Origin of the sequence: Microbacterium aurantiacum (assembly GCF_021654035.1) — a bacterium.
Lineage (GTDB): Bacteria > Actinomycetota > Actinomycetes > Actinomycetales > Microbacteriaceae > Microbacterium > Microbacterium aurantiacum.
Genome location: NZ_JAJPDW010000005.1, coordinates 151,465 through 167,713, shown reverse-complemented (window position 1 = coordinate 167,713; position 16,249 = coordinate 151,465). Strand labels below are relative to the sequence as shown.

Annotated in this window: 10 protein-coding genes; 4 read left to right on the top strand and 6 right to left on the bottom strand. The window is 69.7% G+C overall.

The genetic code is table 11. The features are described 5' to 3' along the window. Positions 1-6: 6 nt before the first annotated feature. From gatB to gatC, 3 genes are read right to left on the bottom strand one after another with little or no spacing between them, the layout of a single operon-like run. Positions 7-1,536, bottom strand: coding sequence for an Asp-tRNA(Asn)/Glu-tRNA(Gln) amidotransferase subunit GatB (gene gatB, locus LTL01_RS11890; protein ID WP_236968715.1), 1,530 nt, complete (start codon positions 1,534-1,536; stop codon positions 7-9). Beyond that, positions 1,536-3,059 (bottom strand): Asp-tRNA(Asn)/Glu-tRNA(Gln) amidotransferase subunit GatA, encoded by a 1,524-nt coding sequence (gene gatA, locus LTL01_RS11885; protein WP_236968752.1) that lies wholly within the window; start codon positions 3,057-3,059, stop codon positions 1,536-1,538. The genes gatB and gatA overlap by 1 nt, the downstream gene beginning before the upstream one ends. Before the next feature lie 8 nt (positions 3,060-3,067). After that, entirely contained in the window at positions 3,068-3,367 is a 300-nt protein-coding gene (gene gatC, locus LTL01_RS11880) for an Asp-tRNA(Asn)/Glu-tRNA(Gln) amidotransferase subunit GatC (protein ID WP_236968714.1), read from the bottom strand. Positions 3,368-3,423: 56 nt separating this feature from the next. On the opposite strand from gatC, the gene LTL01_RS11875 reads away from it, so the two are divergent. Beyond that, positions 3,424-5,136, top strand: coding sequence for a long-chain-fatty-acid--CoA ligase (locus LTL01_RS11875; RefSeq protein WP_236968713.1), 1,713 nt, complete (start codon positions 3,424-3,426; stop codon positions 5,134-5,136). A gap of 21 nt (positions 5,137-5,157) precedes the next feature. Here the strand turns inward: LTL01_RS11875 and ligA are convergent, their stop codons facing one another. The 3 genes from ligA to LTL01_RS11860 are packed head-to-tail and all read right to left on the bottom strand — an operon-like array spanning position 5,158 to position 9,790. After that, positions 5,158-7,467 (bottom strand): NAD-dependent DNA ligase LigA, encoded by a 2,310-nt coding sequence (gene ligA, locus LTL01_RS11870; RefSeq protein ID WP_372461345.1) that lies wholly within the window; start codon positions 7,465-7,467, stop codon positions 5,158-5,160. Between the two features lie 34 nt (positions 7,468-7,501). Further along, complete coding sequence (gene mnmA, locus LTL01_RS11865; protein WP_236968712.1) at positions 7,502-8,593, bottom strand: tRNA 2-thiouridine(34) synthase MnmA; 1,092 nt, start codon at positions 8,591-8,593, stop codon at positions 7,502-7,504. Positions 8,594-8,602: 9 nt separating this feature from the next. Next, the gene (locus LTL01_RS11860; protein WP_053548306.1) at positions 8,603-9,790 is read right to left on the bottom strand and encodes a cysteine desulfurase family protein; all 1,188 of its coding nucleotides are present in this window, start codon (positions 9,788-9,790) and stop codon (positions 8,603-8,605) included. A gap of 59 nt (positions 9,791-9,849) precedes the next feature. On the opposite strand from LTL01_RS11860, the gene glgX reads away from it, so the two are divergent. From glgX to glgB, 3 genes are all read left to right on the top strand, one after another. Beyond that, entirely contained in the window at positions 9,850-11,937 is a 2,088-nt protein-coding gene (glgX, locus tag LTL01_RS11855; RefSeq protein ID WP_236968711.1) for a glycogen debranching protein GlgX, read from the top strand. A 167-nt stretch (positions 11,938-12,104) separates the two neighbouring features. Then, complete coding sequence (locus LTL01_RS11850) at positions 12,105-14,072, top strand: alpha-1,4-glucan--maltose-1-phosphate maltosyltransferase (protein ID WP_236968750.1); 1,968 nt, start codon at positions 12,105-12,107, stop codon at positions 14,070-14,072. Next, positions 14,069-16,228 carry a 1,4-alpha-glucan branching protein GlgB gene (gene glgB, locus LTL01_RS11845; protein ID WP_236968710.1) on the top strand — a complete coding sequence of 720 codons (2,160 nt, stop codon included), beginning with the start codon at positions 14,069-14,071 and terminating at the stop codon, positions 16,226-16,228. The genes LTL01_RS11850 and glgB overlap by 4 nt, the downstream gene beginning before the upstream one ends. Positions 16,229-16,249 lie beyond the last annotated feature (21 nt).

Here is a 16,249-nt window from a genome sequence, read left to right as displayed (position 1 = left end):
CCGGTGTCAGCTCTGCGCGCGCTCCAGGACCAGTTCTCGGACCCGCGCGGCGTCCGCTTGACCGCGCATCGCCTTCATCACCGCGCCGATGACCGCACCGGCCGCCTGCACCTTGCCGTCGCGGATCTTCGCGAGGACATCGGGCTGGGCGGCGAGGGCGTCGTCGATCGCCGCGAGCAGGGCCCCGTCGTCGGAGACGACGGCGAGCCCGCGGGCGGCGACGACCTCCTCGGCGGTCCCCTCACCGGCGATCATGCCCTCCAAGACCTGACGGGCGAGCTTGTCGGTGAGCGTCCCCGCGTCGACGAGGCGCTGGAGATCGGCCACCGCTGCCGGTGCGATGAGATCCGCGGGCTCGCGACCTGCCGCATTCGCGACCCGGGTGATCTCGCCGGTCCACCACTTCCGCGCTGCCGCAGGTGAGGCGCCTGCCGCCACCGTGGCTTCCACCTCGACGAGGAGTCCGCCGTTGGCGACGTCCTGGAACTCCAGATCGGTGAAGCCCCAGGCGTCCTTCAGACGTCGCCGATGAACGGCGGGCGATTCCGGGAGAGCGGCCCGCAGATCCTCCACGAGCTCCCGGGCCGGGACGACGGGGAGCAGGTCGGGCTCGGGGAAGTAGCGGTAGTCGTCGGCATCCGACTTCGGACGGCCCGGCGAGGTGGTCCCGGTGTCCTCGTGCCAGTGACGGGTCTCCTGAGTGATCGTTCCGCCCTCGGCGAGGATCGCCGCCTGTCGCTGGATCTCGTAGCGGACGGCACGCTCGACCGATCGCATCGAGTTGACGTTCTTCGTCTCCGTCCGGGTCCCGAGCGGAGCGGGGTCCTCCCCCGGTCCGCGACGGGGGCGGAGCGAGACGTTCGCATCGCAACGCAGATTCCCGCGTTCCATGCGCGCTTCCGAGATTCCGAGGGAGAGCACGATGTCGCGGATCGTCTGCATGTAGGCCCGCGCGATCTCCGGCGCCCGGCCCTCTGCTCCGAAGATGGGCTTCGTCACGATCTCCACGAGCGGCACACCGGCACGGTTGTAGTCGACGAGCGAATACTCTGCACCCTGGATGCGGCCGGTCGACCCGCCCATGTGCGTGAGTTTGCCGGCATCCTCCTCCATGTGCGCCCGCTCGATCGGCACGGAGACGATCGTGCCGTCGGTGAGCTCGACGTCCACCGAGCCCTCGAAGGCGATGGGCTCGTCGTACTGGGAGATCTGGTAGTTCTTGCCCAGGTCGGGATAGAAATAGTTCTTCCGCGCGAAGCGGCAGGACGTCGCGATCTCGCAGCCCAGCGCGAGGCCGAGGCTGATCGAGTACCTCACCGCGGTCTCGTTGACCACGGGGAGCGCGCCCGGGAGGCCCATGTCGACCGGCGCGACGAGGGTGTTCGGAGCGGCGTCGTGATTCTCGGAGTGCGCCGGGTTCGGCGCCGACGAGAACATCTTCGTCCGGGTGTTGAGTTCGACGTGCACCTCGAAGCCCAGCACGGGCTCGAAGCGCTCGATCGCCTCGTCGTAATCCATGAGTGCGGCCTTGGCCATCAGCGGTTCCCTTCCTTCGCGGAACCCAGGTGCGGGGCGCGGTCGAGAAGCGCACCACCCCACTTCTCCGTCAACAGCGTCTCCAGGGCGGCGCCCACGCGGTACAGGCGCGCGTCCTCACGCGCCGGCGCGAGGAACTGCACCCCCACGGGCAGGGAGTCTTCGGCAGCGAGTCCCGCCGGCACCGAGATCCCCGGGACCCCGGCGAGGTTCGCCGGGATGGTCGTGATGTCGTTGAGATACATCTGCAGCGGATCATCGATCTTCTCGCCGAGACGGAAGGCCGTGGTCGGGGCGGACGGCGTCGCGATGACGTCGACCTGCGCGAAGGCCTCGGCGAAGTCCTGCTGGATGAGGGTGCGCACCTTCTGGGCCGAGCCGTAGTACGCGTCGTAGTACCCCGCCGAGAGCGCATAGGTGCCGAGGATGATGCGCCGCTTGACCTCGTCGCCGAAGCCGGCTTCGCGCGTGGCGGCCATGACGTCCTCGACCGTTCCGCGGGGAACGTCCACCCGGAGGCCGAATCGCACGGAGTCGAACTTCGCGAGGTTGCTCGACGCCTCCGCGGGGAGGATCAGATAGTAGGCGGCGACTCCGTACTCGAAGTGCGGGGCGCTGATGTCGACGATTTCCGCGCCCTGTGCCTCCAGCGTCGTCAGCGCGTCCTGGAACGCCGCCCATACGCCGGCCTGGAACCCGCTCTGCGGCAGTTCGCGGATGACCCCGATGCGCAGACCCGCGAGGGAGGCACCCGAGGCTCCGGCGCGCGCGGCCTCCGCGAACGAGGGCCAGGTGTCCGTGAGCGACGTGGAGTCGTTCGGATCATGGCCGCCGATCACGTCGTGCAGGAGACCCGCGTCCAGCACCGTCCGGGTGACGGGGCCCACCTGGTCGAGGGACGACGCCAGCGCGATCGCTCCGTAGCGGCTGACGCCGCCGTAGGTCGGCTTCACACCCACCGTGCCCGTCACGTGTGCGGGCTGACGGATCGAACCGCCCGTGTCGGAGCCGAGTGCCAGCGGGGCCTCGAACGCGGCGACGGCGGCGGCGGAGCCACCGCCGGATCCGCCGGGGATCCGGTCGAGATCCCAGGGGTTGCGCGTGGGGCCGTAGGCACTGTGCTCGGTGGAGGAGCCCATGGCGAACTCGTCCATGTTCGTCTTGCCGATCGGTACGAGGCCGGCCGCACGGGCCTTGGCGACGACCGTCGCGTCGTAGGGCGACATGTAGCCCTCGAGGATGCGGGAGCCGCTGGTCGAGGGCATGTCGGTGGTGACGAGGACGTCCTTCACCGCGAGCGGGACCCCCGCGAGCGCGCCGAGCTCCTCGCCGGCGCGACGGCGACGGTCGATGTCCGCGGCGACGTCGACGGCGTGTTCGCTGACGTGGAGGAAGGCGTGCACATCGCCGTCGACCTCCTCGATGCGCTGCAGGTGCGCGCGCGTGGCCTCCACGGCGGAGACGCCACCGGACGCGAGGGCGGAAGCGAGGTCGGCGGCGCTCATCCGGGTGAGATCGTCCATCTGCGCGCTCACTGCTCCTCTCCGAGGATCGCGGTGACGCGGAAGCGGCCATCGGCTGCGTCGGGGGCGTTCTGCAAGACCTGTTCCGGAGTGAGTTCGCCGCCGGGGACGTCCTCGCGGAAGACGTTCGTGAGCGGGATCGGGTGGCTCGTCGCGACGACATCGGGAGTCGCTACCGCGGACACCTTCGCGATGTTGTCGACGATCGCGTCGAGCTGCCCCGTGAGGCGCCCGACCTCCTCGTCGCTCAGCTGAATCCGGGCGAGCACGCCGAGATGACGTACGAGATCAGGAGTGATTTCAGACACTCGGACATCCTAGTCGGCGTGTCCTGTGCGCCCCGCCGTGGCCATAGGCTGACCCTGTGACAGCGTTCGTGCCGCCCCGCCCATGGACCGCCAGCTACGCCGCGGGCGTTCCGGAGGACATCGGCCCGATAGCGGGCTCGCTCGTGGACATCGTCACGGCCTCGGCCGCTTCCCATCCCGACGCCGTGGCGTTGGAGTTCTTCGGCAGCACCACGACCTATCGGAGCCTGGACGAGCAGATCCGACGGGTCGCCGCAGCGCTCCACGCCCACGGCGTCCGCCCGGGCGATCCGGTCGCGCTCGTGCTGCCCAACTGCCCCCAGCACATCGTCGCCTTCTACGCCGTGCTCCGCATCGGCGGTGTCGTCGTCGAGCACAATCCGCTCTACACGCCACGAGAGCTCCGCAAGCAGTTCGAGGATCACGGCGCACGGCACGCGATCGTGTGGAGCAAGACGGTGCAGACGCTGCAGGATTTCCCGCACGATCTGCGTGTGGACACGCTCGTCTCCGTCGACGTCACGGAAGCGATGCCGTGGACGACGCGAGGGGCCCTGCGGCTTCCGATCCCGAAGGCGCGCGCGTCCCGTGCGGCGCTGACAACGCGGGTGACGGATGCCGTGCCCTGGCGTTCCCTGATCGGACACGCCCCGCTGTCAGCCGACCACCCGGCGCCGGCCACCGGAGACGTCGCGCTGCTCCAGTACACGAGCGGGACCACCGGCACTCCGAAGGGGGCGTCGCTCACGCACCGGAATCTCCTCGCGAATGCGGCTCAGGCGCGCGCCTGGGTGCCCACCATCGCCCGCGGCGAGGGCTGTGTCGTCTATGCCGTGCTGCCGATGTTCCACGCCTACGGACTCACCCTCTGCCTGACGTTCGCGATGTCGATGGGCGCTCGCCTGGTGCTGTTCCCGCGGTTCGACCCGGCTTTGGTCCTCAAGGTCGCTCGCCGGCGGCCGGCGACCTTCCTTCCGCTCGTGCCGCCGATCGCCGATCGGCTGCTGTCCGAGGCGCGACGCGCGGGCGTGTCGCTCGCCGGAATCCAGGTCGCGATCTCGGGGGCCATGGCCCTCCCCCACGACCTCGTCGTCCCGTTCGAGAGCGAAACCGGCGGGTATCTCGTCGAAGGGTACGGATTGAGCGAATGTTCACCGGTGCTGATGGCGAACCCGGTAGCCGAGAACCGCAAGCCGGGAACCGTCGGGCTCCCGCTTCCGGGAACGGAATGCCGGGTCGTCGATCCGGACGACCCCTCGCGGGACGTGCCGCAGGGCGCCGAGGGCGAGCTCCTCGTGCGCGGGCCCCAGGTGTTTTCCGGCTATCACGGGAAGCCGGAGGAGACCGAAGCCGTGTTCGTCGACGGATGGTTCCGGACCGGCGACATCGTCACGATCGACGACGACGGCTTCGTCCGCATCGTCGACCGCATCAAGGAGCTGATCATCACGGGCGGGTTCAACGTCGCGCCGACGGAGGTCGAGCAGGTGCTGCGGCGATTCCCCGGCGTCTCGGACGTGGCCGTCGTGGGGATGCCCTCGGAGCATTCCGGAGAAGAGGTCGTCGCGGCCGTCGTGCTCGACCCGGGTGTGGACGACATCGACCGCGCGGCGCTCCACGCGTTCGCTCGCGGCATCCTGACCCCATACAAGGTGCCGCGTCGCATCGTCGTCGTGGAGGAGCTCCCGACGTCCCTCATCGGGAAGGTGCTGCGCCGCCGGGTCCGGGAGGATCTGCTCTCGGCCCCGGCTACGCCCACCACGCCCTGAGGAGGAGGCGACCCGGGCAGCTCAGTCGTCGAGTGCCGCCGGGCCTTCTTCGACCAGCAGCCGGAACTGCGCGGCATCGATCACCCGGATGCCGAGCGCCTCGGCCTTCGCGAGCTTCGACCCCGCGCCGGGGCCGGCGGCGACGAAATCGGTCTTCTTAGACACGCTGGAGGCCGCCTTCCCGCCGGCGGCGATGATCGCCTCCTGCGCACCCTCCCGGCTGTATCCGTCGAGGGAACCGGTGGCGACGACGGTGAGACCCTCCAGGACACCCCCGTGCACGACGCGCGCGCCGGGACCGGGATGCCCGGGGATCTCGAGCCGCGCGCCCGCGGCCACCCACCGGTCGACGATCTCGCGATGCCAGTCGACCTCGAACCAGTCGATGATCGCGTCCGCGATCGTGGGGCCCACGCCCTCGACGGCGGCGAGCTCCTCGCGGGACGATGCGCGGATCGCCGTGATCGACCCGAACCAGTCGGCCAGAGCGCGGGCGGCGACCGGACCGACGTGTCGGATGTTGAGGGCGACGAGGAAGCGCCAGAAGTCCTTCGTCTTCGCCCGTTCCACCTCGGCGAGGAGCTTCACCGCCTGTTCGGACGGGAGCACGGCGCGGTGCGTCTTGCGCACACCCGCGCGACGTCGGGTCGCGGCGTCCCAGTCCTCCGTCCCGGGCGGATAAGTCGCGGGACCGAGCTTCTGGAAGGGCGCACGCCGCACCGGCTCCCCCGTCTGCTCGTCCACTCTCACCGCGCCCGTCTCGGCGTCGCGGACCAGGACCTCGATCGGCACGAGCTGTTCGAGCGTGAGGTCGAACAGCGCGGCCTCCGTCTGCAGAACCGGGTGCGCGGGGACCACGGGCTGGGTGAGCGCGGCCGCCGTCACCTCGCCGAGCGCCTCGATGTCGAGGGCGCCGCGCGATCCGATGTGCTCCACCCGGCCGCGCACCTGAGCCGGGCAGGTCCGGGTGTTGGGGCATCGCAGGTCGATGTCGCCTTCCTTGGCCGGAGCCAGGGTCGCGCCGCACTCCGGGCAGGCCTCGGGCATGACGAACTCGCGTTCCGAACCGTCACGCAGCTCCACCACCGGTCCGAGGACCTCGGGGATCACGTCGCCGGCCTTTCGGATGACGATCGTGTCGCCGATGAGCACCCCCTTCGCCTTGACGACGTCCTGGTTGTGGAGGGTGGCCTGGCGTACGACACTCCCCGCGACCTGCACGGGATCCATCACGGCGAACGGCGTGGCCCTGCCGGTACGTCCCACGGAGACGACGACGTCGCGCAGTCGGGTGTTGACCTGTTCCGGTGGGTACTTGTACGCGATCGCCCAGCGGGGTGCCCGGCTGGTCTGACCCAGTTCCGCATGGAGCGCGAGGTCGTCGACCTTCACCACGATGCCGTCGATCTCGTGCTCGACGTCGTGGCGGTGCGCTCCGTAGTGACGGATGAACTCCGCCGCTCCCTCCGCGTCGGCGCGGACGGCGAAATGCGCCGACACCGGCAGCCCCCACGATGCGAGGAGCGTGTACACCTCGCTCTGTGTGGCGACCGGCGGATCGGGCCACGCGCCGATGCCGTGCACGGTCAGACGCAGTCGCGACAGGCGCTGCACCATCGCCTCGAGCTGGCGCTCGTTCTTTCCCTCGCGCTTCTGCCGAAGCGACCCCGACGCCGCGTTGCGCGGGTTGGCGAAGAGGCGATCGCCCACCGACGCCTGGTAGTCGTTGAGCTCGGCGAAGTCCTCCACCGTGAAGAACACCTCGCCGCGCACCTCGACGAGTGCGGGGTGCCCCGAGCCGCGCAGTTCGGCGGGGATGCCGCCGATGTCGCGGACGTTCTCGGTGACGTCCTCGCCCACGCGACCGTCCCCGCGGGTGGCGGCCGAGACGAGACGACCGCGCTCGTATCGGAGCGAGAGTGCGAGTCCGTCGATCTTGAGTTCGCACAGATACCGGACCGCGCGCCCGGCGTCCCGCTCCACGCGGGCCGCCCAGCCCAGGAACTCCTCTTCGCTGAAGACGTTGTCGAGACTGAGCATCCGCTCGGCGTGGACGACCGGGGCGAACAGCGTGCTCGACGCGGCCCCGACGGAGAGGGTGGGCGAATCCTGGCCCTGGACTTCGGGATGGAGCCGCTCCAGCGCTTCGAGCCGGCGCATCCAGGCGTCGTAGGTCGCGTCGTCGACGCGGACCTCGTCGCGTCCGTAGTAGTCGTCGCGCGCACCCTGGATCAGGTCGGCGAGCCGCTGTGACTCCGCCCGCGCGGCCGGGAGATCGAGGCGCTCCAAGGGAGCATCCTCGGCAGGGGTCACGGGTTCCGCGTCGGTCACCCCAGCAGTCTAGAGAGGAGCTCCGACACGGGACTCATGCGGGGACGGCCGATGCGGTCCGATCGATCGTGAACTGCCCGATCACCCGGGTCCCGTCGTACAGCACCGCTGTCTGACCCGGCGCCACGCCGGAGAAGGGCTCCGCCGGCGTCACCCGGAGTCCGTCGGGTCCCCACTCGGCGTGGGCGGGGACGGGGTCCGCGTGCGCGCGGATCTGCACGTCGCAGGCGAAGGCCGCGTCCTCCGGAGCGGGGCCCGCCCACGACAGTCGCGCGCCGGCGATCTCCGAGATCGCGAGCGCCTCCTTCGGGCCCACGACCACGGTGTTCGTGACCGGCCGCACCTCGAGGACGAATCGAGGCTTGCCGTCGGGGGCGGGAGTGCCCAGAGCGAGACCTCTCCGCTGGCCGACGGTGTACGCGTGCGCGCCGTCGTGTCGCCCCACCTCGACGCCGTCGGAATCGAGGATCGGTCCCGGTGCCGTCCCGACCTTCTCGGCGAGCCAGCCGCGGGTGTCTCCGTCGGGGATGAAGCAGATGTCGTGGCTGTCGGGCTTGCGCGCGACACGGAGCCCGCGCGCCTCCGCCTCGGCGCGGACGATCTCCTTCGACGGCGTCGTCCCCAACGGGAACATCGTGTGGGCCAGCTGTTCCTGCGTGAGGACGCCGAGGACGTAGGACTGGTCCTTCGCGGCGTCCGACGCCCGATGCAGCTCCCAGCCCCGGGGCCCGTCGTGGACGACGGCGTAGTGGCCGGTGCACACCGCGTCGAAGCCGAGCTCGAGTGCACGCTCGAGCAGCGCGGCGAACTTGATCTTCTCGTTGCACCGCATGCAGGGGTTCGGAGTGCGGCCGGCACGGTACTCGGAGATGAAGTCGTCGATGACGTCGTCACGGAAGCGTTCCGAGAAGTCCCAGACGTAGAAGGGGATGCCGAGGAGATCGGCGACGCGCCGAGCGTCCATCGCATCCTCGATCGTGCAGCACCCGCGGCTGCCCGTGCGCAGCGTGCCACCGGCGCGGGACAGGGCGAGATGCACCCCGACGACGTCGTGCCCGGCATCCACTGCGCGGGCGGCGGCCACAGCCGAGTCCACGCCTCCGCTCATGGCCGCAAGGATTCGCATCGGTTCAGTCTACGAGCGTGTTCCTCGACGTCTCCCGGATGCGGCGCGGGCGCGGGCGACGGCATCGGGCAGTGCGGCCAGGACGGCGGCGACGTCGGCCGCGGTGCTGGTGTGCCCGAGGGTCATGCGGAGGACCTCCCCGGCGACCCGCTCGTCCTCACCGAGGGCGAGGACGACGTGCGACGGTTCGGTCACGCCCGCCTGGCAGGCGGACCCGGTGGACACCGAGACGCCCCGCTGATCGAGGAGGAACAGGAGGGTCTCACCGGCGGCGTCGGGGATATGGATGTGGACGTTCCCGGGCAGTCGTCGTTCCCGAGAGCCGAGGAGCCGGGCATCCGGAACGGCGGCGAGCACCCCGCGGATCAGCTCATCGCGCAGAAGGGTGAGGCGATCGGCCTCGGCGGCGAGGTCGGAGACGGCGGCGGTCGCAGCGGCGGCGAAGGCGGCGGCACCGGCGACGTCCTGCGAACCGGCACGGAGGCGGCGCTGGTGACCGCCCCCGTGGAGGAGCGGGGTGAGCGTCGCGGTCCGCGACACCACCAGCGCGCCCGTCCCGGCGGGGCCGCCGACCTTGTGTGCGGAGACGCTGAGAGCGCAGAGGCCCACGCCCGCGGCCGCGTCACCGCGCAGCCGCCGGAAGTCGACGTCGATATGCCCGAAGGCGGCGATCGCATCGATGTGGAGGGGCACGCCGCGATCCCCGGCGGCGGCGGCGATCGTCGCGACGTCGTTGATCGTCCCGGTCTCGTTGCCGGCCATCAAGGCGGTGGCCAGCGCTGCGCCGTCCAGCGCGTCGGAGAAGGCGGAGATGCGGATGCCTCCCTCGACGTCGAGGGGCACGGGTCGCACCTCGGCGCCGTCCCGCTCAGCGAGATGGGAGACGGCGTCGAGCGTCGCATGATGCTCGCCGTCCGGGAGCACGATCGCCGCGGCGCGGGGGCGACGGGCTCCCCACAGACCCTTCAGCGCGAGATTGACGGACTCGGTGCCGCCCGAGGTGAAGACGACCTCCACCGGTTCGCAGCCGACCGCCCCTGCCAGCGCCTCACGCGCTTCTTCGAGGATCCTCCGGGCGGCCTGGCCGTGGGAATGCACGGACGAGGCGTTTCCTGCCGAGGTCAGCGCGTCGAGCCACGCGTCGCGCGCCTCGGGCCTCAACGGAGTGGCCGCCGCGTGATCCAAATAGACGGTCATTCCTCCCTCGTCTGCGCCGCAGCCACCGGGTGCTCCCGCGCGTTACTACTGTAGATCGCATGCTCGGCACCTCGCTCTCCGAAGCGGCCTCCCCCGCATCCGGTCTCCTGGCCGCGGATCTCGACGATCTCGGTCTGCAACTCGGCGAGAGCGGCGGCACCCTCCGCGTCTGGTCCTCGGCGGCCGAGGCGGTGGAGCTCGTCGTGTTCGACGACGTCGACGCGGACTGGATCGTGGACGCGCGGCCGATGTCCGCCGTCGGCGGCGGCGTCTGGTCGGTCGATTCGGAGCTGCTCCGTCCGGGTACCCGCTACGCCGTCCGCGTGGACGGCCCCCAGGGCCCGCGGAACACGTTCAACCGGAACACCCTGCTCGTGGAGCCTTACTCGCGCGGGGTGATCGACAACGGCATCGGCGAGTGGCGTTCGGTGGCCGTGCAGGGGCATTTCGACTGGGGCGGGGTCACCAAGCCCGCCACACCGCTGGATAGGACCGTGATCTACGAGGCGCACGTGAAGGGCCTGACCAAGCGGCATCCGGCCATTCCTCCGGCCCTGCACGGGACATACGCAGGACTCGCCCATCCGGCGATGATCGAGCATCTCCATTCCCTCGGGGTCACGGCCGTGCAGCTCCTGCCCGTCCACGCCTTCGGCAATGAGCTGCGCCTGTTGCAGCACGGCCTGACGAACTACTGGGGCTACAACACGCTGAACTTCTTCACTCCGCACGCGCCGTACGCGACCGCCGAGAGTCGCGCGGCCGGTCCGGAGGCGGTGCTGCGGGAGTTCAAGGGGATGGTGCGCCTCCTGCACGAAGCGGGCCTGGAGGTGATCCTGGACGTGGTCTACAACCACACCGCCGAGGAGGGCATCGGGGGTCCGCGGTCGAGTCTGCGGGGGATCGACAACAGCGCGTACTACCGGCAGGGCGCCGACGGCGCGTACATCGACGTGACCGGTTGCGGGAACGCCGTCGACACGTCCACGGATGCCGCAGCCCGCCTCGTCCTCGATTCGCTGCGCTACTGGGCGCGCGATGTGCAGGTCGACGGCTTCCGTTTCGATCTCGCCGTCACGCTCGGGCGGGACCGCGACCACACCTTCACCCCCGAGCATCCGCTCCTGCAGGCGATCCTCGAGGACGATGCGCTCCGGGACGTCAAGAAGATCGCCGAACCGTGGGACGTCGGTCTCGGAGGGTGGCAGACGGGGAACTTCGGCCCCGGGTGGAGCGAGTGGAACGACCGGTATCGCGACCGCGTGCGCAATTTCTGGCTGAGCGATGTGGATTACGCCCGCCGGGCGTCGACGGCGCCCGTCGGCATCGGCGGATTCGCCACCCGCCTGGCGGGGTCCTCGAACACGTTCACGGCCGAGCGCGGACCGTTGGCGAGCGTGAACTTCGTGACGGCACACGACGGCTTCACGCTCCGGGACCTCGTCTCCTACGACGTCAAACACAACCTGGGCAACGGAGAGCAGAACCGCGACGGGGCGGACACGAACCGATCCTTCAACCACGGCGCGGAGGGGCCGACGGACGACGTGCGGATCCTCACCACGCGGCGCCGGGCGATGCGCAATCTCCTCGGCACCCTGCTCTTCTCCGCGGGGGTTCCCATGCTCACGGCGGGCGACGAGTTCGGCCGCACGCAGCGCGGGAACAACAACGCCTACTGCCACGACTCCTCTCTCACCTGGCTGTCGTGGGACCACGCCCCGTGGCAGGAGGACCTCGCGGCCCATGTGCGGGAGCTCACGCGCCTGCGTCGCGAGAACCCGGCACTGCGCCCGCGGCGGTTCGCACGCTCGGGCGAGCACACCCCGTCGGCATCCGTGATGGAGTGGTACGACGAACACGGCCGGACCATGTCGCACGAGAAGTGGACGAATCCCGCGCACCGGACCCTGCAGTACGTCGCAACCTCCACGCCCGAAGAGGAAGCCCTCAACCGCATCCTGCTGATGATCCACGGCAACGAAGAGCCCATCGACGTGACCCTGCCCGAGATCGAGGGCGTGTCCCGATACATCCCGTTGTGGTCGAGCGCCGATGAACACCCCTCGGCGGATGTCGAGATCTGCGCCCCCGGGGACACGGTGTCGCTGTCCCCGACGGCGATGAGATTGTTCCGGGCCGAGTGACACTCCGCAAGAGCCTGTCGACCCCGACGGGGCCGATGTAGGTTCGGAGCGTGGTTACGACAACGCGCGTCGCGCATCCCCGTCCCTGGCGAAGCGCAAGCTCGCTCCCCGTCTTCGACGTCCCGCCCCAGGCCGGAGGCGAGGCCACCCGGAGCCTCCGCATCCCGCTGGCGAAGCCCCACCCCTCCGTCCCCTGGGGGCCGTTCCGACCCAAGGCGTTCGCCGGAGAGGTCGTCCCCTTCACCGTCACGGCGTTCCGGGAAGGACACGACAGCATCGGGGTGCTGGTGCGCCTGACCGCGCCCGACGGCGACGTGTCTCTGCACCGCCTCCGCGCTCTCGGCGACGGTTTCGACCGTTGGAGCACCGAGGTGGCGCTCGTCCAGGAAGGGACGTGGACGTTCCGTTTCGAGTCGTTCGCCGATGACTTCGCCACTTGGCAGCACGCGGCCGACCTCAAGATCGCGGCGGGCGTCGACGAGCAGCTCATGCGCGAGATGGGCGCTCTGCTCTTCGAACGCGCCGGTTCGCAGAAGGGCCGGGCGAAGGCCGAGCGCGCACGGCTCGTCCGGGCCGCGGCCTCCTTGCGGGACGCCGCCGTCGACCGCAACGGTGCACTCGCCGTCGTCCGCGACCCCGAGCTGGCCGCGGTGATGCACGCTCGGCCCCTCGCCTCCCTCTACACCGTCGGCGAGCAGCACGAGCTCCTCGTCGAGCGCGAGCGCGCCGGCTCCGGCGCGTGGTACGAGTTCTTCCCGCGCTCGGAGGGAGCAGAAGTCCTCGCGAGCGGTCAGATCCGCAGCGGAACGTTCCAGACCGCGATCCGGCGGCTTCCCGCCGTCGCGGACATGGGGTTCGACGTGCTCTACCTGCCGCCAATCCATCCGATCGGGCGCGTGAACCGGAAGGGCCGGAACAACACCCTCGACCCGCAGCCCGGTGACCCCGGCTCGCCCTGGGCGATCGGCTCGGACGAGGGTGGGCACGACACCGTGCATCCGGACCTCGGAACCCTGGAGGACTTCCGCGCGTTCGTCACGGCCGCACGCGACGCGGGGATCGAGGTGGCTCTGGACTTCGCTCTCCAGGCGGCGCCGGATCACCCGTGGGTGCGCGAGCACCCCGAGTGGTTCACAACGCTCCCGGACGGATCCATCGCGTACGCCGAGAACCCGCCGAAGAAGTACCAGGACATCTACCCGATCAACTTCGACAACGATCCCGAGGGCATTCGTGCGGAGGCGCTCCGCGTCGTCCGACACTGGATCGATCAGGGCGTGAAGATCTTCCGCGTGGACAACCCCCACACCAAGCCGTTGCAGTTCTGGGAATGGCTGATCGCGACGGTGAACGCCGAGCATCCCGACGTCGTGTTCCTCGCCGAGGCGTTCACCCGTCCCGCGCCGCTGCAGTCCCTCGCGTCGGTCGGGTTCCAGCAGAGCTACACGTACTTCACCTGGCGGAACACCAAGGCCGAGCTCGAAGAGTTCCTCCTGTCGTTGGCGCGGGAGACGGCGGATTTCCTCCGACCCAACCTGTTCGTGAACACACCGGACATCCTCACCGAATACCTGCAGTTCGGCGGTCGTCCCGCCTACCGCATCCGCGCGGCCATCGCCGCGACCGCGGCTCCCACGTACGGCGTCTACGCCGGCTACGAGCTGTATGAAAACGTGGCCCGACCGGGTTCCGAGGAGAACATCGACAACGAGAAGTACGAGTACAAGGTGCGCGACTGGGACGGCGCCGTGGAACGCGGCGACTCCCTCGCGCCGTTCCTCGGGCGCCTGAACGACATCCGCCGGGCCCACCCGGCGCTCGGCCAGCTCCGCAATCTCCGCGTGCACTGGAGCGATGACGACGCCGTGCTGGTCTACTCCAAGCATCTCGACGGCGATCTGTCCCCGAACGGGAACTCCGACACGATCATCGTGGTGGTGAACACCGACCCGCACTCCGTCCGGGAGACGATGGTGCATCTGGATACCACCGTGTGGGGTGTCCCCGCGGGCGACGCCTATGAGGTGGAGGATCTCCTCTCCGGTGCGCGCTGGACGTGGGCCGACCACAACTTCGTCCGTCTGGACGCCTTCACCGAGCCCGTGCACATCCTTCACGTCAAGGAGACCCGATGAGCGATCACGACCACGTCTGGGATGCCGTCGCCACCGGCTCGCATCACGACCCGCATGCCGTCCTCGGGCTGCACCCGGTAGCAGAGGGTTGGGCGGTGCGCGCCCGACGCCCGCTCGCGAAGACCGTCACGGCGGTCTTCGCGGACGGGGAGCGCGTAGAGCTCGCCCACGTTCGCGGGGGTATCTGGGAGGGGCGCCGAGCCGCCGCGCCCGGCGGCTACGAGATCGAGGCGACATACGACGGCGGCACCGTCCATGTCGCCGCGGACCCCTATGCGTACACCCCCACCGTCGGCGAGCTCGACCTCCATCTCATCGGGGAAGGTCGGCACGAGGAGCTGTGGAAGGTGCTCGGTGCTCACGTCCGCACCCAGGACGGCGTCCCCGGCACGGCTTTCGCCGTCTGGGCACCGAACGCGCAGGCCGTGCGCGTCGTCGGCGACTTCAACGGCTGGGACGGCCAGGGCCACGCGATGCGCTCGATGGGGTCCACCGGTGTGTGGGAGTTGTTCATCCCGGTGCTCGACGTCGGCGCCATCTACAAGTTCGAGATCCTCTCCCGCTACGGCGAATGGGTGACCAAGGCCGACCCGATGGCGCGTTGGGCGGAGGTCCCGCCGGCGACCGCGTCCGTCGTCACGCATTCGGACTACGAGTGGCAGGACGCCGCCTGGCTCGAGGCACGGGCGCGGAGCACCCCGCTCAGCGCCCCCATGTCCGTGTACGAGCTCCACTTCGGCTCGTGGCGCCCCGGCCTCACCTACCGCGAGGCGGCCGACAGCCTCATCGACTACGTCACCGCTCAGGGTTTCACCCACGTCGAGTTCATGCCGCTCGCGGAACACCCCTTCGGAGGGTCCTGGGGCTACCAGGTCACCGGCTACTACTCCCCGACCAGCCGGTTCGGCACCCCGGATGACCTCAAGTACCTCATCGACCGACTCCACCAGGCCGGGATCGGCGTGATCATGGACTGGGTTCCCGGCCACTTCCCGAAGGATTCGTTCGCTCTGGCGAGGTTCGACGGCGAGGCGTTGTACGAGCACCCGGATCCGCGGCGTGGCGAGCACAAGGACTGGGGGACGTACATCTTCGACTACGGACGTCGGGAGGTGCGGAACTTCCTCGTCGCCAACGCCCTGTACTGGATGGAGGAGTTCCACGTCGACGGACTCCGAGTCGACGCGGTGGCATCGATGCTCTACCTCGACTATTCGCGGGAGCCGGACGAATGGGTCCCGAACGTCCACGGTGGTCGGGAGAACCTGGAGGCGATCTCCTTCCTCCAGGAGGTGAACGCCACCGCCTACAAGCGCTACCCGGGAATCGTCATGATCGCGGAGGAGTCCACCAGCTTCCCCGGTGTGACCGCGCCCACCGACCACGGCGGTCTCGGTTTCGGGTTCAAGTGGAACATGGGGTGGATGAACGACACGCTGCAGTACATCAAGCGTGACCCGATGTACCGCTCGCATCACGAGGGCGAGCTGTCCTTCTCCTTCGTGTACGCCTTCAGCGAGAACTTCGTCCTGCCCATCAGCCACGACGAGGTCGTCCACGGAAAGGGCAGCCTCTTCACACGGATGCCGGGCGACCACTGGCAGAAGCTCGCCAACCTCCGCGTGTTCCTCGCGTACATGTGGTCTCACCCCGGTAAGCAGCTGCTGTTCATGGGGCAGGAGTTCGGGCAGATGTCCGAATGGTCCGAGGGTCGTTCTCTGGACTGGTGGCTGTTGGACCAGCCGTCGCACGCCGCACTCCAGCGGTTCGTCGGCAGCCTCAACCGTGTGTACCGGGATCAGTCGGCGCTGTGGTCGCGCGACAGCGACGGCGCCGCCTTCCACCGGCTCGGTGCACCGAGCTGGAACCCCAACGTGATCTCCTTCGCGCGCCGCGACTGGCACGGCAACACGGTGGTGTCGATCTCGAACTTCTCCGGCGTCCCCGTCCACGGCTTCGAGCTCGATCTGCCGGAGCCGGGTGTGTGGGAGGAGATCCTCAACAGCGACGCGGACGACTTCGGTGGATCGGGCGTGGGGAACTTCGGCGTCGTGCACGCCGGTGAGGGAGGGCGTGCGCACCTGACGCTTCCGCCGTTGGGAGCGGTCTGGCTGCGCCACCGTCGCGAGGCGCACATCCCGACCCTCGCGGAATGAGGGAACGCGGGGTGCTGCCGG

Bases quoted from the DNA above. Each gene is read 5' to 3' on its own strand.
- gatB (WP_236968715.1), bottom strand. From the start codon at position 1,536: ATGGCCAAGGCCGCACTCATGGATTACGACGAGGCGATCGAGCGCTTC.
- gatA (WP_236968752.1), bottom strand. From the start codon at position 3,059: ATGGACGATCTCACCCGGATGAGCGCCGCCGACCTCGCTTCCGCCCTC.
- mnmA (WP_236968712.1), bottom strand. From the start codon at position 8,593: ATGCGAATCCTTGCGGCCATGAGCGGAGGCGTGGACTCGGCTGTGGCC.
- LTL01_RS11860 (WP_053548306.1), bottom strand. From the start codon at position 9,790: ATGACCGTCTATTTGGATCACGCGGCGGCCACTCCGTTGAGGCCCGAG.
- glgX (WP_236968711.1), top strand. From the start codon at position 9,850: ATGCTCGGCACCTCGCTCTCCGAAGCGGCCTCCCCCGCATCCGGTCTC.
- glgB (WP_236968710.1), top strand. From the start codon at position 14,069: ATGAGCGATCACGACCACGTCTGGGATGCCGTCGCCACCGGCTCGCAT.